The organism is Microbulbifer maximicatervae (SeqCode) (assembly GCF_052468155.1).
This window is the reverse complement of the sequence record NZ_CP174335.1, coordinates 1,158,041-1,184,418: the sequence shown is the minus strand read 5'-3', so window position 1 is coordinate 1,184,418 and position 26,378 is coordinate 1,158,041. Positions and strand designations below refer to the sequence as shown.

The 26,378-nt window shown below is 52.9% G+C and carries 26 protein-coding genes; 15 read left to right on the top strand and 11 right to left on the bottom strand.

The window, feature by feature from the left end; translation table 11 throughout:
- Positions 1-5 precede the first annotated feature (5 nt).
- Positions 6-1,307: a cation:proton antiporter gene (locus ACJJIY_RS05065; RefSeq protein ID WP_282930598.1), complete on the bottom strand. Its 1,302-nt coding sequence runs from the start codon at positions 1,305-1,307 to the stop codon at positions 6-8.
- A gap of 519 nt (positions 1,308-1,826) precedes the next feature.
- Here ACJJIY_RS05065 and ACJJIY_RS05060 point away from each other — a divergent pair.
- Positions 1,827-2,222, top strand: coding sequence for a DoxX family protein (locus ACJJIY_RS05060; RefSeq protein WP_413663848.1), 396 nt, complete (start codon positions 1,827-1,829; stop codon positions 2,220-2,222).
- Positions 2,223-2,336: 114 nt separating this feature from the next.
- On the top strand, positions 2,337-2,942 hold the full coding sequence (gstA, locus tag ACJJIY_RS05055; protein ID WP_444895638.1) for a glutathione transferase GstA: 606 nt from the start codon (positions 2,337-2,339) through the stop codon (positions 2,940-2,942).
- 10 nt (positions 2,943-2,952) lie between these two features.
- Here the strand turns inward: gstA and ACJJIY_RS05050 are convergent, their stop codons facing one another.
- Positions 2,953-4,212, bottom strand: a complete 1,260-nt coding sequence (locus ACJJIY_RS05050) for a multidrug effflux MFS transporter (RefSeq protein ID WP_444895639.1) — start codon at positions 4,210-4,212, stop codon at positions 2,953-2,955.
- 117 nt (positions 4,213-4,329) lie between these two features.
- Positions 4,330-5,184 (bottom strand): transcriptional regulator HexR, encoded by an 855-nt coding sequence (gene hexR / locus ACJJIY_RS05045; RefSeq protein WP_282930602.1) that lies wholly within the window; start codon positions 5,182-5,184, stop codon positions 4,330-4,332.
- Between the two features lie 144 nt (positions 5,185-5,328).
- Between hexR and uvrD the strand changes: the two genes are divergently transcribed.
- Both uvrD and ACJJIY_RS05035 read left to right on the top strand, forming a co-directional pair.
- Entirely contained in the window at positions 5,329-7,533 is a 2,205-nt protein-coding gene (uvrD, locus tag ACJJIY_RS05040; protein WP_282930603.1) for a DNA helicase II, read from the top strand.
- Positions 7,534-7,765: 232 nt separating this feature from the next.
- The gene (locus tag ACJJIY_RS05035) at positions 7,766-8,899 is read left to right on the top strand and encodes a TRAP transporter substrate-binding protein (protein WP_444895641.1); all 1,134 of its coding nucleotides are present in this window, start codon (positions 7,766-7,768) and stop codon (positions 8,897-8,899) included.
- A gap of 69 nt (positions 8,900-8,968) precedes the next feature.
- On the opposite strand, the gene ACJJIY_RS05030 is transcribed toward ACJJIY_RS05035, so the two are convergent.
- From ACJJIY_RS05030 to ACJJIY_RS05020, 3 genes are all read right to left on the bottom strand, one after another.
- On the bottom strand, positions 8,969-9,358 hold the full coding sequence (locus ACJJIY_RS05030) for an acyl-CoA thioesterase (RefSeq protein WP_108735392.1): 390 nt from the start codon (positions 9,356-9,358) through the stop codon (positions 8,969-8,971).
- Positions 9,359-9,542: 184 nt separating this feature from the next.
- The gene (locus ACJJIY_RS05025; protein ID WP_413663845.1) at positions 9,543-10,907 is read right to left on the bottom strand and encodes a TRAP transporter large permease; all 1,365 of its coding nucleotides are present in this window, start codon (positions 10,905-10,907) and stop codon (positions 9,543-9,545) included.
- Positions 10,904-11,476 (bottom strand): TRAP transporter small permease subunit, encoded by a 573-nt coding sequence (locus ACJJIY_RS05020; protein ID WP_444895643.1) that lies wholly within the window; start codon positions 11,474-11,476, stop codon positions 10,904-10,906. The genes ACJJIY_RS05025 and ACJJIY_RS05020 overlap by 4 nt, the downstream gene beginning before the upstream one ends.
- Before the next feature lie 183 nt (positions 11,477-11,659).
- On the opposite strand from ACJJIY_RS05020, the gene ACJJIY_RS05015 reads away from it, so the two are divergent.
- From ACJJIY_RS05015 to ACJJIY_RS04985, 7 genes are all read left to right on the top strand, one after another.
- Positions 11,660-12,712 carry a PstS family phosphate ABC transporter substrate-binding protein gene (locus ACJJIY_RS05015; RefSeq protein WP_282930607.1) on the top strand — a complete coding sequence of 351 codons (1,053 nt, stop codon included), beginning with the start codon at positions 11,660-11,662 and terminating at the stop codon, positions 12,710-12,712.
- Positions 12,713-12,874: 162 nt separating this feature from the next.
- On the top strand, positions 12,875-14,254 hold the full coding sequence (gene pstC / locus ACJJIY_RS05010; protein WP_445359214.1) for a phosphate ABC transporter permease subunit PstC: 1,380 nt from the start codon (positions 12,875-12,877) through the stop codon (positions 14,252-14,254).
- Positions 14,247-15,533 (top strand): phosphate ABC transporter permease PstA, encoded by a 1,287-nt coding sequence (gene pstA, locus ACJJIY_RS05005; RefSeq protein ID WP_282930609.1) that lies wholly within the window; start codon positions 14,247-14,249, stop codon positions 15,531-15,533. Before pstC ends, pstA begins: the two co-directional genes overlap by 8 nt.
- 102 nt (positions 15,534-15,635) lie before the next feature.
- On the top strand, positions 15,636-16,445 hold the full coding sequence (gene pstB, locus ACJJIY_RS05000; RefSeq protein ID WP_282934617.1) for a phosphate ABC transporter ATP-binding protein PstB: 810 nt from the start codon (positions 15,636-15,638) through the stop codon (positions 16,443-16,445).
- Between the two features lie 23 nt (positions 16,446-16,468).
- Positions 16,469-17,170, top strand: a complete 702-nt coding sequence (gene phoU / locus ACJJIY_RS04995) for a phosphate signaling complex protein PhoU (RefSeq protein WP_282930610.1) — start codon at positions 16,469-16,471, stop codon at positions 17,168-17,170.
- Positions 17,171-17,254: 84 nt separating this feature from the next.
- Entirely contained in the window at positions 17,255-17,569 is a 315-nt protein-coding gene (locus ACJJIY_RS04990; RefSeq protein ID WP_444895645.1) for an antibiotic biosynthesis monooxygenase family protein, read from the top strand.
- 290 nt (positions 17,570-17,859) lie between these two features.
- Entirely contained in the window at positions 17,860-18,711 is an 852-nt protein-coding gene (locus tag ACJJIY_RS04985) for a putative porin (RefSeq protein WP_444895646.1), read from the top strand.
- An 89-nt stretch (positions 18,712-18,800) separates the two neighbouring features.
- Here the strand turns inward: ACJJIY_RS04985 and ACJJIY_RS04980 are convergent, their stop codons facing one another.
- The gene (locus ACJJIY_RS04980; protein WP_444895647.1) at positions 18,801-20,087 is read right to left on the bottom strand and encodes a M48 family metalloprotease; all 1,287 of its coding nucleotides are present in this window, start codon (positions 20,085-20,087) and stop codon (positions 18,801-18,803) included.
- A gap of 72 nt (positions 20,088-20,159) precedes the next feature.
- On the opposite strand from ACJJIY_RS04980, the gene ACJJIY_RS04975 reads away from it, so the two are divergent.
- The 4 genes from ACJJIY_RS04975 (at position 20,160) to ACJJIY_RS04960 (ending at position 22,465) form a co-directional block, all read left to right on the top strand.
- Positions 20,160-20,639: a DUF4265 domain-containing protein gene (locus ACJJIY_RS04975; protein ID WP_108735048.1), complete on the top strand. Its 480-nt coding sequence runs from the start codon at positions 20,160-20,162 to the stop codon at positions 20,637-20,639.
- 79 nt (positions 20,640-20,718) lie between these two features.
- Positions 20,719-21,495 (top strand): peroxide stress protein YaaA, encoded by a 777-nt coding sequence (gene yaaA, locus ACJJIY_RS04970; RefSeq protein WP_444895648.1) that lies wholly within the window; start codon positions 20,719-20,721, stop codon positions 21,493-21,495.
- Positions 21,492-22,103, top strand: coding sequence for a DUF938 domain-containing protein (locus ACJJIY_RS04965; RefSeq protein ID WP_444895649.1), 612 nt, complete (start codon positions 21,492-21,494; stop codon positions 22,101-22,103). Before yaaA ends, ACJJIY_RS04965 begins: the two co-directional genes overlap by 4 nt.
- Before the next feature lie 2 nt (positions 22,104-22,105).
- Positions 22,106-22,465 carry a hypothetical protein gene (locus tag ACJJIY_RS04960; RefSeq protein WP_444895650.1) on the top strand — a complete coding sequence of 120 codons (360 nt, stop codon included), beginning with the start codon at positions 22,106-22,108 and terminating at the stop codon, positions 22,463-22,465.
- A gap of 12 nt (positions 22,466-22,477) precedes the next feature.
- Here ACJJIY_RS04960 and phoR read toward each other — a convergent pair whose 3' ends face one another.
- From phoR to ACJJIY_RS04940, 4 genes are all read right to left on the bottom strand, one after another.
- Complete coding sequence (gene phoR, locus ACJJIY_RS04955; protein ID WP_444895651.1) at positions 22,478-23,857, bottom strand: phosphate regulon sensor histidine kinase PhoR; 1,380 nt, start codon at positions 23,855-23,857, stop codon at positions 22,478-22,480.
- Between the two features lie 84 nt (positions 23,858-23,941).
- On the bottom strand, positions 23,942-24,646 hold the full coding sequence (gene phoB / locus ACJJIY_RS04950) for a phosphate regulon transcriptional regulator PhoB (RefSeq protein WP_108735044.1): 705 nt from the start codon (positions 24,644-24,646) through the stop codon (positions 23,942-23,944).
- A 110-nt stretch (positions 24,647-24,756) separates the two neighbouring features.
- Positions 24,757-25,575, bottom strand: a complete 819-nt coding sequence (ubiA, locus tag ACJJIY_RS04945) for a 4-hydroxybenzoate octaprenyltransferase (protein ID WP_445359650.1) — start codon at positions 25,573-25,575, stop codon at positions 24,757-24,759.
- A gap of 59 nt (positions 25,576-25,634) precedes the next feature.
- Entirely contained in the window at positions 25,635-26,240 is a 606-nt protein-coding gene (locus tag ACJJIY_RS04940) for a chorismate--pyruvate lyase family protein (RefSeq protein ID WP_445359213.1), read from the bottom strand.
- Positions 26,241-26,378: the final 138 nt, after the last annotated feature.

The following is a 26,378-nucleotide window of genomic DNA, read 5'->3' as shown; positions in this document are numbered from 1 at the left end:
TATCGCTATTTGGCTGTCGGTTGCTGGGGCTCGTCGCGTTCGGGCTCAGAAAACTCCCGGCTGCGACGAATCAATGGCGCTATGGTAGAGCCCTGTACGACGATAGAAAAGAGCACCACTCCATAGGTCATGACCACCCACAGGTAGCGAAGGTCCTGTCCCTGGACGAAGGCACTGCCGGCGGGAATCGACATCGCCAGCGCCAATGCCAGACCACCTTTCAACCCTCCCCAGATCAAAATCCGGTTGGTATAGGGGTGGTACTTGCGGCGACTTTTTAAATACAGGAAGGGTATGCCGACAGCGAAAACTCGGGCGGTGAGAACAATGACAATGCCCACTGCCATCAGTAGGTAGTCGGAGGGGCGCAGGTCGATAGTAATCAGGAACAGGCCCACCAGCAGGAAGAGCAAACCGTTGAGGAAGTCCTCGGTGATGCTCCAGAAATTATCCAGCTCGTGTTGGCTCACCCGGGAAAAGCCGCGCTCGCGGGTAAAGTTGCCAATAATAATGCCACTCACCACCATTGCCAGGGCGCCGGAGACCCCGAGCACATTGGCCAGGGAAAAACCGGCAGTGGGAATAACCATGGTCAGCATCAATTCCAGGCTGTGATCATTGGTACAACAAATGGCCCAGTGGAAAACGCCACCAATGATCAGTCCCAGCAATATGCCCCCCAGTGCCTCGATGGCGAATAGCTCAGCCACTGCCGGTACCGTAGGTTGGCCGCCTTCGAAAGCGAGTGCGTAAATCACCGCGAAGATCACGATACCGAAGCCATCGTTGAACAGGGACTCACCTTCCACCTGAATGGAAACCTGCTCCGGGGCCTTCAGGTTTTTCATAATTGCCAGTACGGCGATAGGGTCGGTGGGAGAGATCAATGCACCAAATAACAGGCAGTAAACAAAAGCCACCGGCATATTGATCAGCATCAGGAACCAGTAAAGAAGGGCCCCGACCACAAAGGTGGAAATGAGGGTACCGACAATGGCGAGAAGACCGATCTCCAGTTTCTGGTTGCGCAGTTCCAACAGATCGATATGTAAACTGCCGGCAAAAAGCAGAAACCCGAGCATTCCCTTGAGCAGAATATCCTCAAGGTTGAGCAGCGGCAGAAGCTGATCTGCCCAGGTGCGCAACTCCACCACCCCCAACTTGCCCAGGGCGGTGACCAATAGTGATAGGGCCAGGGCACCGGCGGTAATAGCGATTGTGGTTTGGGCGCGCAATACGTATTGGTTCAAGAAGCCCAGAAAAACTGATACGGCGGCAAGAAAACAAAAGGTGTAATAAACTTCCATGCCGTGTGTGGACTCCAGCGCTGAAATATTCTCGGATGGTTTAATGCCATTTTGGGGAGCGCCCCGGCGGCAATTTATATGATGGTGAGTGTGCCGTTATTGTAGTCGTGCAGAGGCTGCTCGATTTCCCTTGGAGTGGATCTAGGGCAACAGGATTACACCGGGGCGGGCCGCGCAGGCACAAGCGGCCAACTCCCTTTTATATGGGCGCGCAATTGTAGCGGCTCTAGGGCGCCACACAACTGCATTTTTCAGTTTTGCGCTCAAACGGATCGACTTCCCCTACCCACTAAAATTCATTAATGCCTTAGCTTTTTAAACATTACTTCATTACTTTCTAACTGCCAATTAGTAGATTCCTACTGACTATTGAAAATAAAAAGGATGATTATCACGCCAGTCTAGTGGTTTTTATTCCTCCTGAGTAAAGGCAGCTACCGACTATCTCATGAATTTTCACGACAGTGTCTACACTGGTTGATAGTCCATACCCATAAATGCGCAATTGAGGAAGTAGTAGTGAAGCATTCGATGTTGTGCGACACCTCAAAGCTGATCGGTCGGGTACTGATGTCGCTGATCTTTATATTTGCCGGCTGGAATAAAATTGGCGGCTACGAAATGACAGAGGCCTTTATGGTTTCCATGGGGATACCCGGCTTCATTTTGCCCCTAGTCATCGTTATTGAGTTGGTGGGAGGACTCGCGGTGTTACTGGGGATATTCACCCGGATTTCTGCTTTTGTCCTTTTCCTGTTCTGTCTCGCTTCGGCCTTCCTGGTACACCTGTCCCCTGGTGATGCAACAGAAATGACCAGCTTTATGAAAAATATCACGATTGCCGGTGGTTTCCTGATTCTGACCTGTGCCGGTGCCGGTCGCTTTAGCCTGGACCATTGGATACGCGGTAAGTAGATTTCAGCAACAGTTGTTGAGAGGAATTGAAGCCAGTTTCAGTCGAGCTTCAGTGGGGAGAAATTAGCCGGGCCTATACTGCCTGGATATAGGTAATGACTCTACAGGATTACCATGAAGCTTTTTTATGCACCGGGTGTTTGCTCTCTATCGCCTCATATTGTCGCTTGTGAAGCAGGGATCAATCTGGGCCTGCAAAAGGTCAATCTAAAAACCCATGAGCTGGAAAACGGCGACGACTTTACAAGGATTAGTCCTAAAGGGTACGTGCCGGCACTGCAACTGGAAGGCGGAGAAGTACTGACAGAAGGTCCGGCAATCGTCCAGTTTTTGGCGGAGCAAAAGCCCGACGCGCAACTGGCGCCACCAGTGGGCACCCTGGCCCATTACCGGCTTCTCGAATGGCTCAACTTCCTCAGTGCTGAAGTCCACAAGCTATTCAAACCACTGTTTTGGCATGGTACAGAAGAAGAACAGGAGGATTCCCGGGTTAGGCTTATCCGCTGGTTTGACTATATCGAAGGGCAGCTTGATAAAGACTACTTAATGGGAGACGATTTCACGGTTGCCGATGCCTACCTGTATGTTCTCTCTCGCTGGCTGAAACATCAGCAGTTTGATATGCCCCGGTGGCCCCGGCTTCAAGCATTCCAAAAGAGAATGGAAGAAAGGCCCGCAGTGCAGCGGGCGCTTCAGGAGGAAAGTTTAGAGCCGGTGTAAAGAGCTGCCGTTAACGCGGGGTAAAGCGCCGGGTTGCAGGGATATCGGACTCGATCGGTTGGCGAACCTTCGCGACAAATAGTGCAGAGAGTAGTGCCACAAAAGCACAGCCCGCCATAGATCCTGCAATAGGTGTCAGGGTTCCGGTGTGCAGGCTGCTTGCCAGTCCACCCAGTATCCCCCCGGTAATAAACAGAGCGGCGCCGTATAGCGCGTTGGCACTACCGCTGATTTTGGGGAAGAACTCCAAATAACAGGCGGCGGCATTGGGGCCGGTAATACCGATACAGCTCATCACCAGTACCAGGGGAATCATCCACAGGGTAAGTTCTTTGACTCCTGTCATAGTTCCCAGCAGCAGCAGGCCGCAACCCAATAGCTGCAACACAATACCCGCCAGCAGGATATTGCGCGGCTCAAAAAAGTTAAGTAGGCGGATATTCACCTGAACCATGCAAATTAGCCCGAGTACGCAGATACCAAAAAACAGTGGGAACTGATTCGCGCTAACACCGAAGTAATCCATAAACACAAAGGGCGCGGTGGTGATGTAGATAAACATCGAACCGCTGACACAGGCCTGTGCAATCAGGAACCCAATAGCGCGGGGATTGCGCAAAACCTGGCCGTAGCTGCCCACGAGAGACTTTAGCGGCATCATCTGGCGGCGTGCGCGGGTAAAGCGGGAGACGGTCTCCGGTAGCAGTAACTGTACTAGTACGAGCATTGCAAGAGCATACAGTAACAAAAAGACGAAAATACTTTGCCAGCCGCCAACGGCTAGTAGTGCTGAGCCGATCACCGGGGCGATTAGCGGTGCAATCAGCATGATGGTGCTAATCAGGGAAATAATTTTTGCCGCCTCACGGCCACTGTGTAAGTCGCGCACAATTGCAGCACATATTACTGTGGCAAAGCCGCCGCCAACTGCCTGGCAGAATCGCAGAATAATCAGTTGGTCTACATGGTCGGTAAACAGGACTAACAGGGAGCTGGCTATATAGATACTGAGGCCGATAGTTCCTACAAGGCGCCGTCCCCAGCGATCTGATAATGGTCCGCCAAACAGTTGTCCGAGGGCAAAGCCCAGCAGAAAACTGGACACTGAGTACTGCATCCGCTCGACTTCTGTATCCAGGGCCGCCGCCATCGCCGGAATGGCCGGCAGGTAGCTGTCGATGGAAAAAGGTGTCAGAGAAACGAGTGCGGCCAGCCACACCACTAGCCAGCGCGGGGCTTTCTCGTCCGAGTTAGAAGCGATGGATGTCATTATGTTGCTCAGGTACAGCCTGGAAGGATCTTCCCGGCAAAGCCCAATTGGCGGGAAATGGCTTTGGTAGAAACGGGCGGGCACATTGTCCCTTGCCCGCTTTGGATATCAGGGAGTTTAGTGCTTGTCTTCCCGCAATGTGTACAGTCCCTGTTTCAGTTTCAACAGGTGCTCCTGTAGCTGAGGACCTTTGCGCTGGGCTACGCCGATAGCGAGGACATCGATTACCACCAGGTGGGCGATGCGCGAGGACAGCGGCGTATAGATCTCAATATCCTCTTCTACATCCACTTCCAGTGGGATGCTGGCTTGTTGTGCCACCGGCGAGCCGCTGGGTGCCAAACCAACCACCAGAGCGCCCTGCTCTTTTGCCATGCTCATGGAGCGAAGTAACGCCTTGGTGCGACCGCTCTGGGAGATAGCTACTACTACATCCCCCGCTTGCATGGACATGGCCGACATATTCTGGATGTGGTGGTCTGAGTGAGCAGCGGTGGCCAACTGTAGGCGGAAGAACTTGTGCTGGGCATCGGCAGCGACGGCACCGGAGGCGCCAAAACCGAAGAATTCCACCCGCTTGGAAGCGGCCATCGCAGTGACAGCGGCCTCGAGGGCACGGTCGTCAATTCTATCGCGGACTTTCAGCAGGGTATCCACCGTGGAGTCGAAAACCTTGCGCTTGTACTCGGCAATGGTATCCGTTTCCGTAACCGCAATCTGGCCGAAGCTGGGGCTGGAAGCCAGCTGCTGCGCCAGGTTCAGCTTGAACTCCTGGAATCCGGAGCAGCCCACGGCGCGACAAAAGCGCACCACGGTAGGTTCACTCACCTGGGCTTCAGTAGCCAGGTCGACGATGCGCATATGAATGATTTCATCGGGGTTGGCGAGAATATACTCCGCCACCTTGCGCTCTGATTTGCGCATGGATGACAGTTGTTCACTGATTCGTTGCGTTACTTCCGCCGGTTTCACAGGACTTCCTTCTCTATGCCAGATGGCGCAGTTTAGCCGCTGTGCCCTCTGCTGGCGAGCGACATCACATTACATTGTCAGGCGGGACAAAATCCTGTTTATTTACACAGGTCTTGTGCATCAGCTCTGGTACAATCTTCGCCCATGGACGTATCTCAGATTTTAGACCCCCTCAACGACGCCCAGCGCGAAGCAGTAGCTGCCGCGCCCGGCAATCAATTGGTTCTGGCCGGTGCCGGCTCGGGCAAGACCCGGGTGCTGGTACACCGCATCGCCTGGCTGATGCAGGTGGAGGGCGCCTCGCCCTACTCCATTATGGCGGTAACCTTTACCAACAAGGCGGCCCGCGAGATGCGCGCCCGTATCGAAGAGCTGCTGGGGGTGAATACCTTTGGCATGTGGGTGGGCACCTTCCACGGCCTGGCTCACCGCCTGCTCAAGGCTCACTGGCAAGAAGCCAAGTTGCCGCAGAACTTCCAGATTCTGGATTCCGATGACCAGCTGCGTCTGATCAAGCGGGTACAGGCAGATCTGGGGCTGGATGATAAAAAGTGGTCACCGCGTGAAACCCAGTGGTGGATTGGTGCGCAGAAAGATGAAGGTCTGCGCCCGCAATATATCAATGCCGGCGCCGATCCCTGGTTGCAGACCATGGTGCGAATCTATTTCGCCTATGAAGAGGCCTGTCAGCGCGGTGGATTGGTGGATTTCGGCGAGCTGCTGCTGCGGGCCCACGAGCTCTGGCTGAATAACGACGCTATTCTGGCCCACTACCGCCGGCGCTTCCCCCATATTCTGGTGGATGAGTTCCAGGACACCAACACGATTCAATATGCCTGGCTGCGCTTACTCGCCGGTGAGCAGTGCCATATCACCGCCGTGGGTGACGATGATCAGTCCATCTACGGTTGGCGCGGTGCCAAGATCGAGAATATCCAGCACTTTTCCACAGATTTACGAGAAGTGCAGACGGTGCGACTGGAGCAGAACTACAGATCCACCTCCACCATTCTGAACGCGGCTAATGCGGTGATCGCTAATAACAGTGGCCGCTTGGGCAAGGAGTTGTGGACCAAGGGTGAAGAGGGTGAGCCCATCGCCGTCTACGCGGCCTACAACGAACAGGATGAATCGCGCTTTATTGTCGAGCGCATCAATGACTGGGTGCGCGACGGTAATCGCCGCGACAGCATCGCCATCCTCTACCGCTCCAATGCCCAATCCCGGGTACTTGAAGAGGGGCTTTTGCGCGAGCAGGTGCCCTACCGTATCTATGGCGGCCAGCGCTTCTACGAGCGCCTGGAAATCAAGAATGCCCTGTCTTATTTACGCCTGATTACCAACCGCGATGATGATACTGCGTTTGAACGGGTGGTGAATACACCCACCCGTGGCATCGGTGCGCGCACTGTAGAGATGGTGCGTTCTTATGCCCGGGAGCAGGGCTGCTCCCTGTGGCAGGCGGCCAAGCTGATGTTGCAGCAACGGGTATTGGCTGCTCGCGCCGGCAATGCCCTGCAGAGCTTCCTGGACCTGATTAACCAGCTGGCAGCAAATGCAGAAGATAAAGAGTTGGATGCTATTGCTGAGGATGTGATCGAAAACAGCGGTTTGCTGGAGTTTCACGGCAAAGAGAAAGGCGAGAAAGGCCAAACACGGGTGGAGAACTTGCAGGAACTGGTCACTGCCTGTCGCGGCTTTACCGGTGCAGGCCTGCCCGAAGGAGAGGAAGATGAAGAGGAAATTCCGCTTCTTAACCAGTTCCTCGACAGCGCTGCCCTCGATGCCGGTGAAGGTCAGGCGGATGAGTTTGAGGATGCCGTCCAGCTGATGACCCTGCACTCCGCCAAAGGCTTGGAGTTTCCCCTGGTATTTATGGCGGGTGTGGAGGAAAACCTGTTCCCCCACAAGATGTCGGCGCAGGAGCCCGGCCGCATGGAGGAGGAGAGACGCCTCTGCTACGTGGGTATCACCCGCGCCATGCGCAAGCTATACATTACCTACGCGGAAAACCGGCGTCTGTTTGGCAGCGAAACCTATAACAGCCCTTCCCGCTTTATCGGCGAAATTCCACCTAATTTGGTGCAAGAAGTGCGCCTGAAGACCGAAATTTCCCGTCCTCTCTATCAGGCGGACTACGGCAAGGTAGGCCAGTTTTCCGACCCGGCGCCAGACTTCGATGATTTACCCCCGCTGGTCCTGGGCGGGCGAGTGGACCATGCCAAGTTTGGTGAAGGAACTGTCATTGAGTTTGAGGGAACGGGTCCTCGAATGCGGGTGCTGGTTAATTTTGACGATGTTGGCGACAAGAGGCTGATACTTTCAATGGCCAAGTTGCAGCCGCTTTAAGTGATGGCTTGAGCTGGCACTAAGCATTAAATACTGAGTGCCAGAGCATGTCGGTACTGAGAAGCATGCAGAATTGAAAGTTAGATAGTGGTGAATGGATTCCAGCGATAGCGGGAATCCATTCAAAATACCAGGGTCAGATCACAGAGGACTTCCCCTGAAGACCTAAGTTGGCGACCAAAGCGTCTGCCGATAATTTGTACAATACAAAAATAACGATAAATTAGTAGCAATGAAAAAACTCAATTGGTACCCGGCTATCATTCTCGGGCTCTTAGCCCTGCTCGCCATTACCTTCGCCGCCCTGGTAGCTTCCCGTGCAGCGATGGGCCCTGCCCAGCACTTTTCCGCAGAGGGCAATAAAGAGTTGTTCGAGTGGAAATTAGTTACTACCTGGCCCAAGAATTTCCCTGGCCTCGGCAGTGCGCCGGAGCGTTTTGCCAAGAAAGTCGAGGCGATGTCAGCCGGGCGTCTCAGGATCAAAGTGTACGGTGCCGGTGAGTTGGTACCTGCCCTGGGCGTATTTGGTGCTGTATCGGAAGGCGCCGCGCAGATGGGACACGGTGCTGCCTATTACTGGAAAGGCAAGGTGCCCGCTGCCCAGTTTTTTACTGCGGTGCCTTTTGGCTTGAATGCCCAGGAAATGAATGGTTGGTTACACCACGGTGGTGGTCTCGAACTCTGGGAGGAGATCTACGAGCCCTTTAACCTAATTCCACTTGCGGGGGGCTCCACCGGTGTGCAGATGGCGGGCTGGTTTAACAAACCGATTGAGTCGGTGAAGGATTTAAAGGGCCTAAAGATGCGTATTCCCGGCCTGGGTGGTGAGGTTTTAAACCGCGCAGGCGGCACTGCGGTGACCATTCCCGGTGGAGAACTCTATACCGCCCTCCAGACTGGAGTGATCGATGCTACCGAATGGGTGGGGCCCTACAACGATCTCGCTTTTGGTTTCCACCAGGTCGCTGAGTATTACTACTACCCCGGGTGGCATGAGCCGGGCTCTATCCTGGAATTTATCGTTAATAAAAAGGCGTTCAAAAAATTGCCTGCTGATTTGCAGGAAATAGTGCGGGTCGCCGCCCGTGAAGCTAACCAGGATATGCTGGACGAATACACGGCACGCAATAACCGGGCCCTCAAGGAGCTGGTAGAAGAGCACGGGGTAAAAGTGGAGCGCTTGCCGGAGGATGTTCTGTCTCACCTGAAGAAGATCAACAACGAAATTATGCAGGAGACGGCGCAGCAGGACCCGGAGTTTGCCCGTGTTTACAAAGCCTTTAAAGAATTTGAACGGGATGTGAAGCCCTACCACGAGATCAGTGAAGAGGCTTACTACCAGGCGAGAGAGTTAAAGGAAGATTAGCGCCCAACTACTGGGCCGATGATATTGCCGGCTGTGTTGCTCTACAGCCGGCGAACTCGAAACCTACAATCAGGGCAGCGGCCTGGTACGGCCGGCATCGTCGATAGCGACAAATACAAACTCACCCTCGGTGACCTTGACCTGCTCACCGGAATCCACCCGCGTCAGCCAAACCTCTACCATGGTGCGAATCGAGGAGCGCCCTTCTTCGATAGCCTCCGCATAGCAGCTGACTGTTGAGCCAACCGGAACCGGGCGCAGGAAAACCATGCTGCCCACTGCAACGGTTGTGACACGGCCGCGTGCCATGGTTTGTGCGAGAATGGCGCCAGCGAGGTCCATCTGCGACATCAGCCAACCGGCAAAAACATCCCCCTGCGGATTGGTATCGCGGGGCATAGCCAGGGTTTGCAGGGTTAGCGTGCCTGTGGGTTGCGGATCTTCATCGAGAGCTGACAGTGCGGACATCGGGTACTCACAGATTGTTAGAGTTATTGGTTTCCACTACTGGAATGGTGGCGCATTCTAGCACAATTTGGCCAGTAATTGACCAGAATAAATTTCGGCCTTTAGTCGACCGTAGGCGCGTTTTTGGCCGTTGGTACTGCCTCTCAGTCTATGGATGGCTCTCCACATGCGCAGATCACTGTTGCTGAACCACCCCCGGCAGCCAAGTGGCCAGGGCCGGCCATATCGCCAGCAGGCACAGCAGTAAAAGTTGGATGGCAATAAAAGGCGCTACCCCGCGATAGATGGCCGATGTGGCGACAGAACTGGGGGCCACCCCGCGCAGGTAAAAGAGAGCAAACCCAAATGGAGGCGTTAGGAAAGAGGTTTGCAAATTGATGGCAATCATAATGCCGAGCCACACCGGATCGACGCCCATTGCCAGCAGTACCGGGCCCACAATTGGTACCACTACAAAGGTGATCTCGATAAAGTCGAGGATAAAGCCCAGCAGGAATATTACCAGCATCACCAACAGGGTCGCGCCGATTACCCCTCCGGGCAGGCTGTGGAAAAATCCTGTCACCAGCTCTTCGCCGTTGTAACCGCGAAATACCAGAGAAAACAATGAGGCGCCAATCAATATGGCGAAAACCATGGCCGAGACCTGAAGTGTACTGCGGCCTATTTCCCCGGCGCGCTTAAAGCTCAGTGCTCCGCGACTGGACGCCAGTAACGCCGCCCCCAGTGCGCCGACGGCGGCCGCTTCTGTAGGGGTGGCAGCGCCAACGATGATTGATCCGAGCACAATCAGCATTAAGGCAATCGGGGGTAAAAGACTGCGAAGCAGCTGGGCCTTATCCACTTCTGGAGGCTCGCTGCTCTCCGTGGGTTTGGGGCGACGGGCAATAAATAATAGATAAATGATATAGGCGGCCACCAGCAGTAAGCCGGGAATAATTGCCCCTACAAACAGATCCCCTACGCTGACTGGCTTGGGATTGAAAATGCCTGCAGATAGTTGTGCCTGTTGATAGGCATTGGAGAGGGTGTCACCCAACAGAACCAAGGCAATAGAGGGTGGGATAATTTGCCCGAGGGTACCGGTGGCGCAGATAGTGCCGGTAGCCAGTTTGGGGGAGTAGCCATTTTTTAACATGGTGGGCAGTGACATCAGCCCCATGGTGACTACAGTTGCACCGACGATGCCAGTACTGGCGGCGAGCAGCGCGCCTACTACCACTACGGAAATGGCAAGTCCCGAGGGAGCCCCCATAAAGGCTTTGCTCAGATTAACCAATAAATCCTCAGCAATCTTGGCTCGCTCCAGTATTACCCCCATCAGCACAAATAGCGGAACGGCAACCAGAGTGCCGTTTTGCATAATGCCGTAGAGGCGATCGGGGAAAGCGCGCAGCAACTCAGCATCAAATACGCCATACACAATACCCAGGCCCGCTGATAGCAGGGCGGTACCCGCGAGGGTAAAAGCTACTGGGTAGCCGAACATAAGCAGAGCGCAGACGACTGCAAACATCAGAAAGGGGATTAGCTCAATCACACTTCGGCCCCTTCTACCTGCTTCAGTACTGCTTTTGACGACGACATTGGAATGGACTGTTGTTGGGGCAGCATCAATTGCATCAGCGCGCGAATAAACTGGGCCAGCCCCGCCAGAGCCAGGGTGACGGCGGACAGAGGAATCAGGCTCTTCAGTAAAAATACTCCAGGCAGGCCGCCGGCGTTCGCACTGTCTTCAAAAACTGACCAGCTATTCAGTACAAAGTGCCAGCTGCTTATAAATAGAAAGACGCAAAGCGGTAAGAGGAATATCAGATAGCCAATTGCATTGACCCAGGCTTTGGCCCTGGCGCTCATCCTGCGGTAGAAGACATCCACCCGCACATGGGCTTCGGTCTGCAACGCATAGGCCAGCCCCAGCATAAAGACGGCACCGTGCAGGTAAATCACAGATTCCTGTAGGGCGATAGAACCGGTATTGAAGCCGTGGCGCATCACCACAACACAGCTTTGTAACAGGACCATGGCCCAGGTGAACCAGGACAGCAGTTGCCCGGTATGACTGGTCAGGCGCTCGAGTGCCTGCGCGCTGCACAGCAGAAAACGCATGGGGGCTTCTCTCTTTACATCTTATTGTTATTTATGTTGCTCGAAGGTTAACCCTTTGCCCGCTCTCATGCCAGCAGGGTAAAAATACAGCTGTAACCTTTTTGTAATCTTTTATTCATAGAATCGTCACCCGTTGTTCCTAGCATCGCCGCGTGAAATAAAAACACTCATCGGAGTTACACAATGAACAAGCAAATTCTGGCGACTTCTCTGGCAGCCCTGACCCTGGCAACTTCACAGGTTGCTATGGCAGCGCGCGATTACATTAGTGTTGTAGGTTCCTCTACTGTTTACCCGTTTACTACGACTGTGGCGGAGCGTTTTAGCCGCGCAACCCAGTTTAAAACTCCAGTCGTTGAGTCCACTGGTACTGGTGGTGGCATGAAGTTGTTCTGCCAGGGTGTTGGAGAAAGCACTGCGGATATCACCGGTGCCTCCCGTCGCATTAAGCAATCCGAATTGGAAATGTGTAACAGCAACGGTGTTGATGTTGTTGAAGTACAGATCGGTTACGACGGCATTGTTCTTGCGAATGCTAAGAAAGCGGCTCCCTTTAAGCTGACTCGTAAAGACATCTTTCTGGCTCTGGCTAAGGAAGTACCTAACCCAGACGGTTCTGAAACTCTGGTAGCCAACCCCTACAAGACCTGGAAGGACGTAAACCCAGCTCTGCCCAACACCAAAATCGAAGTTTTGGGTCCGCCCCCCACTTCCGGTACCCGCGATGCTTTTGCCGAGCTGGCAATGGAAGGTGGCTGTAAGAAGTTTGGCTGGATCAAAGCCATGAAGAAAACAGACAAGAGCGCTTACAAAGCGATCTGTCACAACGTTCGCGAAGACGGCGCTTATGTTGAGGCCGGTGAGAACGACAACCTGATCGTGAACAAGCTGGTTGCCAACCCGAACGCTCTGGGTATCTTCGGCTTTAGTTTCCTCGACCAGAATGCTGACAAGGTACAGGGCTCTCTAATCGAAGATCAGGCTCCTACTTTCGACTCCATCGCTGACCAGAGCTACCCGGTTTCCCGTCCGCTGTTTATCTACGTCAAGAAGCAGCACGCTGACGTGGTTCCCGGTGTTAAGCAGTTCCTGGCTGAATTCACCAATGAGCGCGCTTGGGGTGAAGATGGCTACCTGGCTGACAAAGGTATGATTCCTCTGCCCACCGAGAAGCGTCAAAAGATTGCTACTGATGTGCGCAAGCTGAACGCACTGAGTAATCTCGCAGCCAAGTAAAAAAATTCTGGAGTTGTACTGTCAAAGGGAATTGACGGCCAAGCTCGAAAGGGCTTGGCCGTTCTTTATAAGAAGACTCACAAATTGTCGCCCCCCCTGTGATGGAACGCGGGGATAAAGTCTGGATAATGCCAGCGACGATATTTTTAGTACGGTAATTCAATGCAAACCCCCACACTGTTCGCACTTTTGCTGCTCCTGATATTAGTGGCCTACGGCACTGGCTTTCGCCGTGCAGTGAACGCTGCTCGCAGTCTTGGCGGCGTTCGCAATCTGGCCGCCCTGCCCAGTTACTACGGATTACTCACCGCCCTTTGGTGTGGTTTGCCAGCACTGGTATTACTCTGTGGCTGGTTGGTGTTTGACGATTCGATCATCCGTGCGATGGTCATGAATAGTATTGCCGATAAGCCGGAGAGCATCTCCGGGCAGAACCTTCTCTACGCGCAGATCCAGAATCTCGCGGCGGGCCACCTGATAGGGGAAAAGTCCCAGCAATTGCAGAGTGCTGCGGACTACCTCAGTCAGTTGCGTTCCAGCTCCAATAATTTACAGGCCTTCCTGAGTTTGGTGTTGGCCAGCGGCCTTGCCGCTTTTGCACTGCTGCGCTTTTCTCCGAAGCTGCGCGCTCGCGAAAAAGTTGAAAAAGTGCTGCGCACGGTGCTGATTGCCTGTGCCAGCGCTGCGATTCTAACCACTGTCGGAATTTTGCTATCGGTACTGTTTGAATCCCTGCGCTTCTTCCAGTCCGTGCCGGTGAGTGAATTCCTGTTTGGATTGCACTGGAGCCCACAGATGGCCCTGCGCGCAGACCAGGTGGGATCGAGCGGTGCTTTTGGTGCTGTCCCGCTGTTTACCGGAACCCTGATGGTGTCCGCGATCGCCATGTTTGTGGCGGTACCTGTGGGATTGATGGCGGCTATTTATCTGGCCGAGTACGCCAGTAAGCGCGTGCGTTCCCTGGCCAAGCCGGTACTCGAAATTCTCGCCGGTGTACCCACCGTGGTATACGGATTTTTTGCTGCCTTAACCGTTGCTCCATTTATTCGCGAGTTGGCCACCTCTATGGGCCTACAGGCCTCCAGTGAAAGCGCACTGGCTGCTGGCCTGGTGATGGGAATCATGATCATTCCCTTTGTTTCCTCTCTGTCCGATGACGTGATCAATGCGGTGCCCCAGTCTCTGCGCGATGGTGCCCTGGGCTTGGGGTCCACCCAGTCTGAGACGGTGCGCAAAGTTGTGATTCCTGCGGCACTACCCGGCATCGTCGGCGGTGTATTGTTGGCGGTTTCCCGCGCAATTGGTGAAACCATGATTGTGGTGATGGCCGCCGGACTCGCGGCAAACCTCACCGCCAACCCGCTTGAATCGGTCACGACTGTGACGGTGCAGATTGTGACTCTGTTGGTTGGCGACCAGGAATTTGACAGTCCAAAGACCCTCGCCGCTTTTGCTTTGGGCCTGATGTTGTTTATCTCCACTTTGGTGCTGAACTTTATTGCCTTGCACGTAGTGAAAAAATACCGGGAGCAGTATGACTGATCTTACTCAGGCGCAAGTTCGCGAGCGCATAGAGAAAAGCCTCGCCAGCCGTCACCGCAAAGAAAAGCTGTTTCGTGGGCTGGGTATTGGCAGTATCGCCTTTGGTGTACTCGCTGTACTGATTCTGTTCACTGACATTATCAGCAAAGGCAGTGGTGCCTTTGTGCAGACAGCTATCCAGCTGGAAGTGCACTACGACGAACAGGTTTTGGGCATCGATAAGGTCGATGATGAAAGTCTGACCTGGGCAAACTTCACCGGTGTTATTCGCCAGTCCCTGCGCGAGCGCTTTCCCACTGTGACTGGTCGCAGTGACAAGCGTGAACTCTACAGCCTGGTTTCCTCCGGAGCACCTTTTACCCTGCGCGATCGCTTAGCTGCGAATCCGGAACTGTTGGGTAAATCCGAGAAAGTCTGGCTGTCAGTCGATGACGATGTGGATACTTTCGTCAAAAGCCTGAAGGATTCCAAAGAGGGTTTCCGTGGTCGTACCTCGGACCAGAAGGCTGGTTGGATTGAGCAGCTGTTGGACAGCGGTGAACTGAAGAAGCGGTTCAATACCATCTTCTTTACTAATGGCGACTCCCGTGAACCAGAGCAGGCGGGCATCCGCGCAGCCTTGATGGGGTCCCTGTTTACCCTGTTGGTAACTCTGGCACTGTCATTTCCTATCGGTGTGGCGGCGGCGATTTACCTGGAAGAGTATGCACCCAAAAACCGTTGGACCGATTTGATTGAGGTGAATATCAATAACCTCGCGGCAGTGCCTTCTATTGTTTTCGGCCTTCTGGGCCTGGCGATATTTATTAATTTCTTTGAGTTGCCGCGTTCGGCACCTCTGGTAGGGGGCTTGGTACTGACACTGATGACCTTGCCCACGATTATTATTTCCAGCCGCGCGGCTTTGAAGGCGGTGCCACCCTCAATTCGCGAGGCGGCAATGGGTATGGGGGCTTCGCGTATGCAGGTGGTTTTCCACCATGTGCTGCCCCTGGCCATGCCGGGAATGTTGACTGGCGCGATTATCGGTATGGCCCAGGCCCTCGGTGAGACGGCGCCCCTATTGATGATTGGTATGGTCGCTTTTATTGTCGACGTACCTGCTGGGGTAACCGACCCGGCCACCGTGCTGCCTGTGCAGATTTTCCTGTGGGCAGACAGCCCGGAGCGCGCCTTTGTCGAGCGCACCTCCGCAGCCATTATGGTGTTGCTGAGTGTGCTGATTGTGATGAATACCAGCGCGGTATTGCTGCGCAAGAAACTTGAGCGCCGCTGGTAACAGAGCGCGGATTATCAGAAAGCGGGATATTATATGAGTACCATGACCCTGGATGCCGCCAGCCAAACTGATGCGGCGCAATCCGATGTTGCGGGTAGGCAAATGATGAATGATCGGGCTGATGTTAGAGAAACAGTTGGCCAACCCTTCTGTGACACCGCCAAGTTGCGTATGCGCAATGTGAATGTTTTCTATGGTGAAACCCAGGCGATCCACTCGGTCGGTCTCGATATCGGAAAAAATGAAGTGGTTGCCATGATCGGTCCCTCCGGCTGTGGTAAGTCGACGTTTTTGCGTTGCCTCAACCGCATGAATGACACTATTGAAGGTTGTCGCGTCGAGGGCGAGTTAAGTCTGGATGGTGACCCCATCTACGGCCCCAAAGTGGACGTGGTACCCCTGCGCGCCCGCGTCGGTATGGTATTCCAGAAACCAAACCCTTTTCCCAAGTCCATTTACGAGAATGTGGCCTACGGCCCAAAAATCCACGGCATTGCCAGCCGCCGTGCCGATCTGGATGAGATCGTAGAAAACAGCCTGCGCCGCGCCGGTCTGTGGAATGAGGTTAAAGATCGTTTGGATAAGCCGGGTACGGGTCTGTCCGGTGGTCAGCAGCAGCGCCTGTGTATCGCCCGCGCTATTGCGGTGAGCCCGGAAGTAATCCTAATGGATGAGCCCTGCTCTGCCCTGGACCCGATTGCAACGGCGCGAATCGAAGAGCTGATCGATGAGCTGCGCCAGAACTACACTATCGCAATCGTTACTCACTCGATGCAGCAGGCTGCGCGGGTGAGTCAGCGTACGGCTTACTTCCATTTGGGGCATTTGGTGGAAGTTAATGATACTGAAACGGTGTTCACCAACCCCGAGCACGAACTCACTGAAGCCTATATCACCGGCCGCTTCGGCTAAGGTTCCTGCTCGGAGGGAAAACTATGGAAATGCATTTCGATCAACATATCTCACGCCAATTTAATGAAGACCTGGAAAGCTTAAAGACAGAGATGCTGGAAATGGGCGGTATGGTCGCCCGCCAGGTTGCCGATGCGGTTGATGCCCTGGCCAATGCGGACAGTGAGCTGGCCGAGGAAGTGCTGCGTATTGAAGAAGTCATCGATAAAAGTGAGATGGCCCTGGATGAGCACGCCACGCTAATTATTGCCAAGCGCCAACCGGCCGCATCCGACCTCCGCATGGTGCTATCTGTCATTCGAATTGCCCGAGACCTGGAGCGCATTGGGGATGAGGCGAGCAAGATTGCCAAGATGGCCATAGCACTGACGGATGAAGGTACGTCGCCGCGCGGGTATACCGAAATCCGTCATATTGCCAATGCCGTGCGGAAAATGCTCAATGACGCCCTGGATGCCTATACTCGTTTCGATGTGCAGTCGGCTCTGCAAACTCTTGCTGAGGACCAGCAGGTTGATATGGACTACCGTACGGCCGTACGTGAGCTGGTGACTTACATGATGGAAGACCCGCGTAGTATTTCCCGGGTCATTAATGTGTTGTGGACCCTGCGCTCACTGGAGCGGATCGGTGACCATGCGAAGAATATTTGTGAGCAGGTTGTTTACTTGGTGGAAGGTGCTGATATCCGGCATGGGCACCAGGAAAATCTGCGCAAGTCCTAAAGGGCTTTGCTAATTTAAAAAGGTCGCCTAGCGCGGCCTTTTTTTTGTTGGAATCTAATTCTTAGTCGTCAGGTAGTACAGGGAATGAAATTTATCTTCGAAGTTCATCTACAAGATGGGTTTAAAGCTGAGGATTATGCCGATGCCTGGGTGCGTGCTTCCGAGATCATACAGCGCTCCCCGGGAGCGATGGGCACAGAACTTCATCGAAAAATTGATGACCCCAATGTGTTGATAGCCATTGCTAGCTGGCGATGTAAAAAAGATCGGGATGCTATGCAAACTGAACACAGTAAAAAAATTGATGAAATCATTGCCAGCGTGGCCCCTTTTGTAAAAATTAATCTAGTAGGGGAATTTTATGACCCGCAATGGGTCGTAAAAAATATAGAGGATTGATGTTAATCAGTTGAACCTGAATGAAGCCTGAATAAGTTTGCTTATTATAATTAAAATAAAATTTTTTATTTTAATGCTTTTAATAGATATGTTTGCGTTTCATGTATTACAGGTGATTACAGTTTTTATTTTTTGTTTTAAAAAAGTTATTCGTCGAAAAATAATATTCACTTTGCCGCAAATTTGACCTTAATTGCTTACCGTGTAATTTGCTGTTGTTGCGCACTTAAAAACTTTTGTTACAATCCGCAGCCCAATTTGGATCGCTACGTTAACGAAGGATTTATTCAATGAGATTCAAGCTTGCTGCTCTTCCCTTAATGCTTCTTGCCGCAACTGCTGGTGCCGAGGAGTATAATTCCATCACTACTTTGGATTATTCAAACCTGGATTTCGATGGAGCTGATGGCAATCAGTTTTCTGCTGAAACCACCTATTACTTCTCCGGTAAAGAGGCACTAGGTCCTCTAAAAGAGTTTGAATATATCAATAAGGCTAGCAATATATCTGCTGCTTACACTCACTACGATGTATCTAGCGAAGATTTAGATAACATTGCCATCGCAGGTGAATACTTCACTAGCTTTGGTCTGGTTTTAGGTGCGAGCCTAACTGAAACTGATGATGAAGGTGTTAATACAGCTTCTATCGGATACTTGTTTACTCCAAATTTCTTGGTAGAGCTGTCCCATACAGATTTTGATGGCACTGACGAGACTTTTGTTGAGCTTCGCTATAACCACCAATTGAGTGGTTCCGATTACATCGGTTTTGATTTTATCGCTGGCGATGATGCAGGTGTTTTTTCAACCAAGTACTTTGCTAACTTGGGTGGCGATCAATATGTGACCGCAGAATTTGCTTATGCCGATTATGACGATGGTGGCGACTACTGGCAGCTGGGTGCAGACTACTTCTTCTCCCAGAATACTTCTTTTGGTGCGAAGATTGACGAGAATGAAGATGTAAAAGTTGGATTCTCGCACTTCTTTAGCCGCAATGTTGCTGTTGAAGCTGGTTACAGCACTATGTTTGCAGATGGTCTGAATATCCGTAGCTTTGGTTTAAATACCTACGGTGTAGGTGGTAATGCAGATATTGATGTAGACAAGTTTGAGCTGGGTTTGACAGTTCAGCTGTAATTTGGCATAGAAAAGGGCTATCGTCGATAGCCCTTTTTGTGTCCATAGGTTTCTGAAAAAATAGGCAAATAAAATTTTTTGCTTAAAATTTAACCTTTGCCGGCTATCGCCTTAATTCTATTTTGAGCCATGGTGCCAATTTCCCCTCCAGCCCCGGCAGCCTCCTGATAGTGCTTGTAAGCACTTTGCTTATTTCCCTGCCTCTCATAGGTCTGGCCAAGGTAGTAGTGTGCGTAAGCGGTATCCAGATAGCGTAGTGATCTGGTTAGGTCGCCCTCTGCAGAGCTATAATTTTTTAATTGGATATTAGTGATTCCCCGCTTTAGCCAATACGAAAATAGCGCTGGATTCTTTTGAATGGCACTATCGTATGCCTTTCGGGCATTTTTATATTGTTTCTTTTGGCTGAGTAAATCTCCTTCTAGCGCAAAAAAGGCAGCTTCTTTGGGTTGCTGTTTTTGAGCTTTTCTCACCAGCTTTAGTGCAGAGTCAAACTTTTTATTATTGGCCGCGGCAACCGCATCGTCGTAATTCTTGTAAGCATCGGCATCGCGCTTTAATTGCGCTATGGCTTTTTGGTAGGCGGCCCGGTTGGTGATTCCCCCTTTGGGTAGAGATTGACTGTGCTTGATATTAGCGCTGACACGAGATTGGGAAGGGGGATGGCTGGCAAAGAGCGCTTCCAGTCCACCAGTTTGACGCCCCTCCGACAGTTCAACAAATTTTCTTTGCAGGCGTACGGCCCCCTGGGGATCATATCCCGCAGCGGCCATATATTTCATACCGTATTGATCTGAATCTAACTCATTGCCGCGACTGTAGCGGGCAATATAGGCGGAGCCCCCCAGTTGAGTCCCGGTGGCAATCAAGTCAGAGTAGCCAGAGTCCTGGGTGGCAGCTCCCACGATTGCCAGGCCTGCGCCCAATAATTGTTGTTGGGACATCGCAGTTGCGGAGTGGCGCGCAGCGGCGTGAACTATCTCATGGCTCAGTACGGCGGCGAGCTCAGCTTCGTCATCGAGTAACACCAGTAGGCCTCGATTGATGGCGATTTTGCCGCCGGGCAGGGCCCAGGCGTTGGGAACCGAGTTGTTCAGAACCACAAACTCGTAAGGTAGCTGGGGGCGGTCAGAGACCCGTGCCAGCTTTTGGCCAACCTGGCTGACGTAGTTTTGCAGGGCCGGATCAATGGTGTATTGGCCGCCCTGCTGTTGTTGGTTGGCAGTGTAGTGCTGTTGCCCCAGTTGAATTTCCTGCTGCGGAGATATCAGCGAAACCTGTTTCTCACCGGTGACTGGATTGACAACGCATCCTCCGAGAATCGTGGTCGTCCAAAACGCGACACATGCCGTAAGCGCTTGGGTACGCGAGATCATTGCCTCCCTCCCTGTATAATGTTGAGTCATTAGAATGGTTACTCATTGTACACAGTACAGGAACTGAGGTTTATGACGGCACTTCAAGTCATTGAGTTATTTGCGGGCAACAACCCCGAAGGTGAGCCTGTTGTGGAACGGCTACAGGTTCGTGTGAGCGAGGATGATAGCTGCCAACTGGTGCGATCCCCTGTCTTTATTAAGGGAATCGCCAGTGGGGATTACATTAAGGTCGATAAAGACACCCAGCAATTTGAGTTGGTAAAGCGCTCGGGCAATTTGGCGGTGCGTATTTTTTGTCGTGGCGATAGCACGGAGCTGTCTGATAAGTTGACCCCACAGCTGGAAAAGCTCGGGGGTGAGTTGGATCTCGAGGCACCGCGCGTATTGGTCTACAGCATTCATGTCAGCTGTGGATTCGATAAGATTGAGGAAATCCTCAACAGTGCCTGCGATGGGGCTAATAGCGTTTGGTATTACGGCAATGTTTATGACCCCAAAGATGGGCAGACACCGCTCAACTGGTGGCAGGACGTCCTAAAGCCAGAGTAAACATCCGCGATATATTTGGGTCAGCCACAATAGCTTGGTAGTGTGTGGTTGAGGCGATAGCGAAGCGAGAAGGCACCCGATGTTAATAGTTATTTCACCGGCGAAAACCCTGGACTATGAAAGTGATATTCCCTCACTGGAAACCACCCAGCCGGACTTTTTGAAAGAGTCAGCAGCCCTGATCAAAGAGCTGCGTGAACTGAGCCCGCAGCAGGTTTCCAGCTTGATGAAGATTTCAGATAAGTTGGGAGTCTTGAATTACGATCGCTTCCACACTTGGAAGCGCCCGTTTACCGATAACAACGCCCGCCCCGCCCTGCTCGCCTTTAAAGGTGATGTTTATACCGGATTGGAGGCGGAGACTATGGGTAAGCGGGACTTTGCCTATGCGCAAAAGCACTTACGTATGCTCTCTGGCCTGTATGGTTTGCTGCGCCCATTGGACTTGATGCAACCCTATCGCCTCGAGATGGGCACTAAATTTGAAAATGCCAAGGGTAAGAATCTCTATGAATTTTGGGGAGATAAGATTACCGAAGCATTGAATGCGCAGTTGCAGGGCGTGAAGAGTCGCGAGTTGGTAAACCTGGCATCCAATGAATATTTCAAATCAGTCAAAACCAAGCAGCTTGATGCTCAGGTGATCACCCCGCATTTTAAGGACCTGAAAAATGGTCAGTATAAGATGATTAGTTTCTTCGCTAAGAAAGCCAGAGGCATGATGAGTCGCTGGGCGATTGATCAGAGGGTGAAGAAGGCGGAAGAGCTGAAAGGGTTTGATGTGGCTGGTTACGGCTATAACCAGAAGATGTCCACTGAGTGGGATTGGGTATTTACCCGGGATGAGCCGCAGTGAGTAGTACAGAGTTGCCGGATGCGCCCTCCTGCGGGCGCAATCGCGAGCCGATTCTCCAACAACTGACTCGCCTGTTGGCTTCAAGTCGTAAAGTGCTTGAGGTTGGCAGTGGTACAGGTCAGCACGCAGTATATTTTGCTCCGCATTTACCGCATCTTGAATGGCAAACTTCAGAGCGATCGCAACAGCTGGAGGCAGTAAAGTCCTGGCTGGCGGAGGTACCCAGTAGCAACCTGCCGCAACCGCTAGCGCTCGATGTTGGTGATTCTTGGCCCGAGATTTCGGTTGATGCTATTTTCACTGCAAACACCTTGCATATTATGTCGGCTGAACTGGTGCAAAAGTTCTTTCTGCACAGTGCCGATGTTCTGGAGCTGGAAGGTTTGTTGATCGTTTATGGTCCGGTGAAAATTGCAGGAGAGTTTATTGGCCCTACTAATGCTGATTTTGACATTCAGTTGAAGGAGCGTGATCCCAAGCGGGGGATTCGCGATCTCGAATGGCTCGATCAGGTGGCGGAAAGTGCGGGGTTCTGTCGCGTAGAACTAAATTACCTGCCAGCCAATAACCAATTAATGGTCTGGCGGAAAAGTGATAATAAGGAGTAACTATGCCTGAGTGGTTGGAAATAGTGGTAATTGTGGCTTTTGCCATAGGAGCGGTATTCTTTTTTGCTAAATACCGAGAGACAGCGGCGGCACTGCATGAGAGCGAGCGCATGAAAGCCCGTTTGTCGAATGACTTGAATCGCTATCGCGATGTGCCCAAGCTGCGCGCTCTGCGAGATGCCCTCATCGGTGTTAAGGCCCTGCCTACCGACGATGAGGGCAATGAGCACCTACTGCTGCGCGATGGGGATTTGCAGTTGCACCATTTGGTTTTGCGCCGGGAAGCAAACGCTCTGGGTAAAGAAGGCACGGCCAGCTATATTAAAGACGGTAAAGAAGTAGAGCTGCAGGAACTGGAGTAATCGAAAGCCGCTTTAATTAGCGGCTTCAGAACTCAACCTGGATGCTGGCTTTTGAGCCAGCTTTGCTGGCGGAAAGTGAAGCGTGAAGAGACTGCCCTGCCCGGGCGTACTTTCTACACTCATTTCTCCATTGTGTCGCAGCAACACATGCTTAACGATCGCCAACCCGAGACCTGTGCCGCCACTGTCCCGTGAGCGGCCTGGATCAACTCGATAGAAGCGCTCAGTCAGGCGGGGAATATGGATCGAATCGATACCGATACCGTTGTCCTCTACGGAAAAGTGCCCGCCTTTGTCATCCTGCCACCAGCGCAATTGAATCTCGCCTTCTTCAGGAGTGTATTTCACGGCATTTAAAACTAAGTTGGCAAAAGCACTGTGTAATTCGCCGGGGTCTCCATTGAGGTAGCAATCCCCCTCGCAATCAACTTCGATATGATGATGTCGATCGCCACTGAAGCTGCGCGCTTCCTGGGCCACCCTCTCAATCAGTTCTGGCACTGCCACAGCCATATCCCCGCTTTTGCGCTCAGAGGTCTCCAAGCGAGCCAATAGCAGCAGGTCATTGACCAGCGTACTCATGCGGCCAGTCTGCTCCTCCATTTGAGCCAGGGGTTTCCTCCAGGGAGGTGGTGCCATATCACTGCTTTGCAGTGTTTCCAGGTAGCCGGCAATTACCGTGAGGGGGGTGCGCAGCTCATGGGAAACATTGGCGACAAAATCCCGACGCATCTGCTCGAGATTGTGTAAACGGGTGATGTCGCGAACAATGACCAATGCCTCATCTTTACCGTAGCGGGTGACTTCCAGCTGTAACATGCGGGCTTCATTGCCAGGTGCGGGCAGAGTGAGGGGTTCCCCGTTGTTGTCACTGTGCATATAGCTGACAAAGCCAGGGTCGCGGACAAAGTTGACTAATGACTGGCCGGAGTCACTGGCCTGTAACCCGAGCAGTTCACCGGCAGCAGGGTTCCACCAGGCCAGGTTATCGCCGTCTTCCAGGGCTACAATGCCCTCGCGCAGTGCGCTGGTACTGTCCTGTACCCGGCGCAACATCACATGCAGCTTCTGCTTCTCGCGGCGGTGGCGCCGCTGCATACGGTAAAAGTCGTCGTAGATTTCGCCCCAAATTCCAAAGGCGGTTGGGGCTGGGCCGCGTCTGCCGTTTGCCAGCCAGCGGTTGAAACGTTGCTGTTGCCACAGCACTGAGATTAGGTAGCTGGCCAATCCCGCAATCAGGGCGAGAGACCAGCTGCCGGAGGTGACACCGAGAATGGTGCACCCCAGGGCGATAATTACGAAACGCGAGAACTCGCCAATACTGCGATCCAACATAGAGTTGCCGTGTTGCCTGATAGATGGCGGCAGTGGCACAGCCTCTTCCGCCCACATTCAATACCTCATGGAACCAGGCCCGCACCCGTTAAGTGCGGAGGTTTGATTCTGCAGGGATCGGTACCGATCCAGAGAGGATTGTCACACTTTTTCTGCGGTTTGCACAGAAAACCGATACCCGGTGCCGCGAACTGTCTGGATATAGCGGTCGTGGCCATCAATGGCCAGGGCTTTGCGCAGACGGCGAATATGGACATCCACGGTGCGCTCCTCTACATAGACATTCCCACCCCATACATGATCGAGGAGTTGGGTGCGTGTATAGGCGCGCTCCTGGTGGGAGAGGAAGAAGGTAAGCAGGCGAAATTCTGTTGGCCCCATATCCACTGGCTGCCCTTTGATAGTGACTCGGTGACTCAGTGGGTCCAATATCAGTGCGCCGGCACTGAGCGGTTCTTCCGGGGTTGCCGGGCCCGCGCGGCGCAGTACGGCCTTTAAGCGTGCAACCAGCTCCCGGGGGGAGAAAGGCTTGGTGATGTAATCGTCGGCCCCGGTCTCTAACCCTTTGATTTTATTGTCTTCTTCACCTTTTGCTGTGAGCATGATGATCGGCAATGAGGTGGTGAGTTCATCGCGCTTGAGGCGCCTTGCCAGCTCTACCCCGGAAACATCCGGCAGCATCCAGTCGAGCAGCACTAAGTCTGGCTTCTCGTCGATAATCAGGGCGTGAGCTTCCTGGGCGTTTTCCGCCTCAAGGCAGCGGTAATCCGCCATTTCCAGTGCGACCCGCAGCATATCGCGCACTGCGGATTCGTCATCGACAATCAGGATCGTTTTACTGTGCATTTGCCTGCCATACCCGCTCTGTTGTCAGGGTTTCCCCAGTTATGGCCGAGGATTAAACGGGATTTATATGACAAATATATGACGCTCCACTTCTTGGGCCCAATCATCTTTCAATTCAGCAGAAAATGCAGCGATATGCCGGCGAAAATGGCAAAACCTACCCAATTATTGTTGATAAAAGCCTGAAAACAGCCCTCTCGCCCTCGGTCCCGAATTAGCCACTGCTGATAAACGAATAAACTGCAAACCGGCAATAGCGCCAAGTAGTAAAAAATACCGAGTGAGAACCTTGATCCAATAAGCAGTAGGGCAATTAGAACTAAAAGTTGTAAGGTTCCGGTGATCACTTTGTCCATTTCCCCAAACAAAATGGCGGTGGATTTAACGCCGATCTGAAGATCGTCATCGCGGTCCACCATCGCATAGAAAGTGTCATAGCACAGGGTCCAAACCAGGTTGGCGGTATAGAGCAACCAGGCCTCTGCTGGTACTTCTCCTGTAAACGCTGCAAAAGACATGGGGATTCCCATACTAAAGGCGGCGGCCAGGACCATCTGGGGTAGGTGTGTGTGGCGCTTTGCAAAGGGATAGCCGAATGCCAGAGCCAGAGCTAAAAACGAGAGGAGAATCGTGAGTGTGTTGGTGGTGAGTACCAGAAGGAAGGCGGCAGCGCTGAGGCCGGCGAAAAGCGCCAATGCAGACTTTGGCGTCAGTGCGCCGGTGGCCAGAGGACGCTCCGCAGTGCGCTTTACATGGGCGTCAATTTTGCGATCGGCGAAATCATTGACTGCGCAGCCAGCCGCTCGCATCAGGATCACACCGAGTGTAAATACGATAAACAAGTGAAAGCCCGGCCACCCCTCAGCGGCTAGCCATAGTGCGCACCAAGTGGGCCAGAGTAACAGCAGTGAACCTATGGGCTTGTCCATCCTCGCCAATTGCCAGTAGGGCAGCGCGGTGGGCCAGCGTTGTGCGATCTGTTGGCTGATCACAGTGAATCCTCAGTTGCGATAGTTTTGGCTGATTCTTGCGCTATGGGGTCACCTGTCGGTGTGAAGTTGGGAAGAAAAGCCTCTGACACCAGTAAAGGCTTGTCCCGCAGCCAGAATACCGAGCGGCGACCCCAGACTTCAGAATCCTTTTCCCCAAGTTCACGATCGGCGCAGCCAGGGGATTTCTGCAGCAAATTTAGGGTGATCTCCCCCCTGCGAATGCCCGGCTCACTAAACAGCAACTCCCCCAGCGGGCGGGTATCCAGGCTGCGCAGATTGCGAGATTTTCCTTGCAGGCTGCGCTCGGGTAAAACGCTGCGGGCATACACCCAGGGCTGTCCGCAACCGTAGAGCAAAACTTCCCGAATCAGGGCCCGGTTACCATTGTGCAATCCCAGTACAAGGCATTCTTCAGGGCGGGGTGTCTGCCAACCCTGATACAGCACGCGAACATAAAAGTCCCCGTCACTTTGCTGCTTGAGAGCGGCGGTGAGTGATCCGGAATAGGTCAGCCAGGGCACCAGATTTCTGGGTGGTTGCTGCTGGGTTTCAAGAGGCAAACTCTGCCAATCGCCAGAGGGCACAAATGGTGATTGGTGCAACGATAACTCCGCAGTCTGGATAAAGGCCCCATTGTATCCCGGCCGGTGCAGCAGGTCTCTCCCTGTTGCATTTTTGCTCCCCAGCACGGCAATGGATATAGTGCTCACTGCAATGAAAACAACGATTCATAAAGAGAA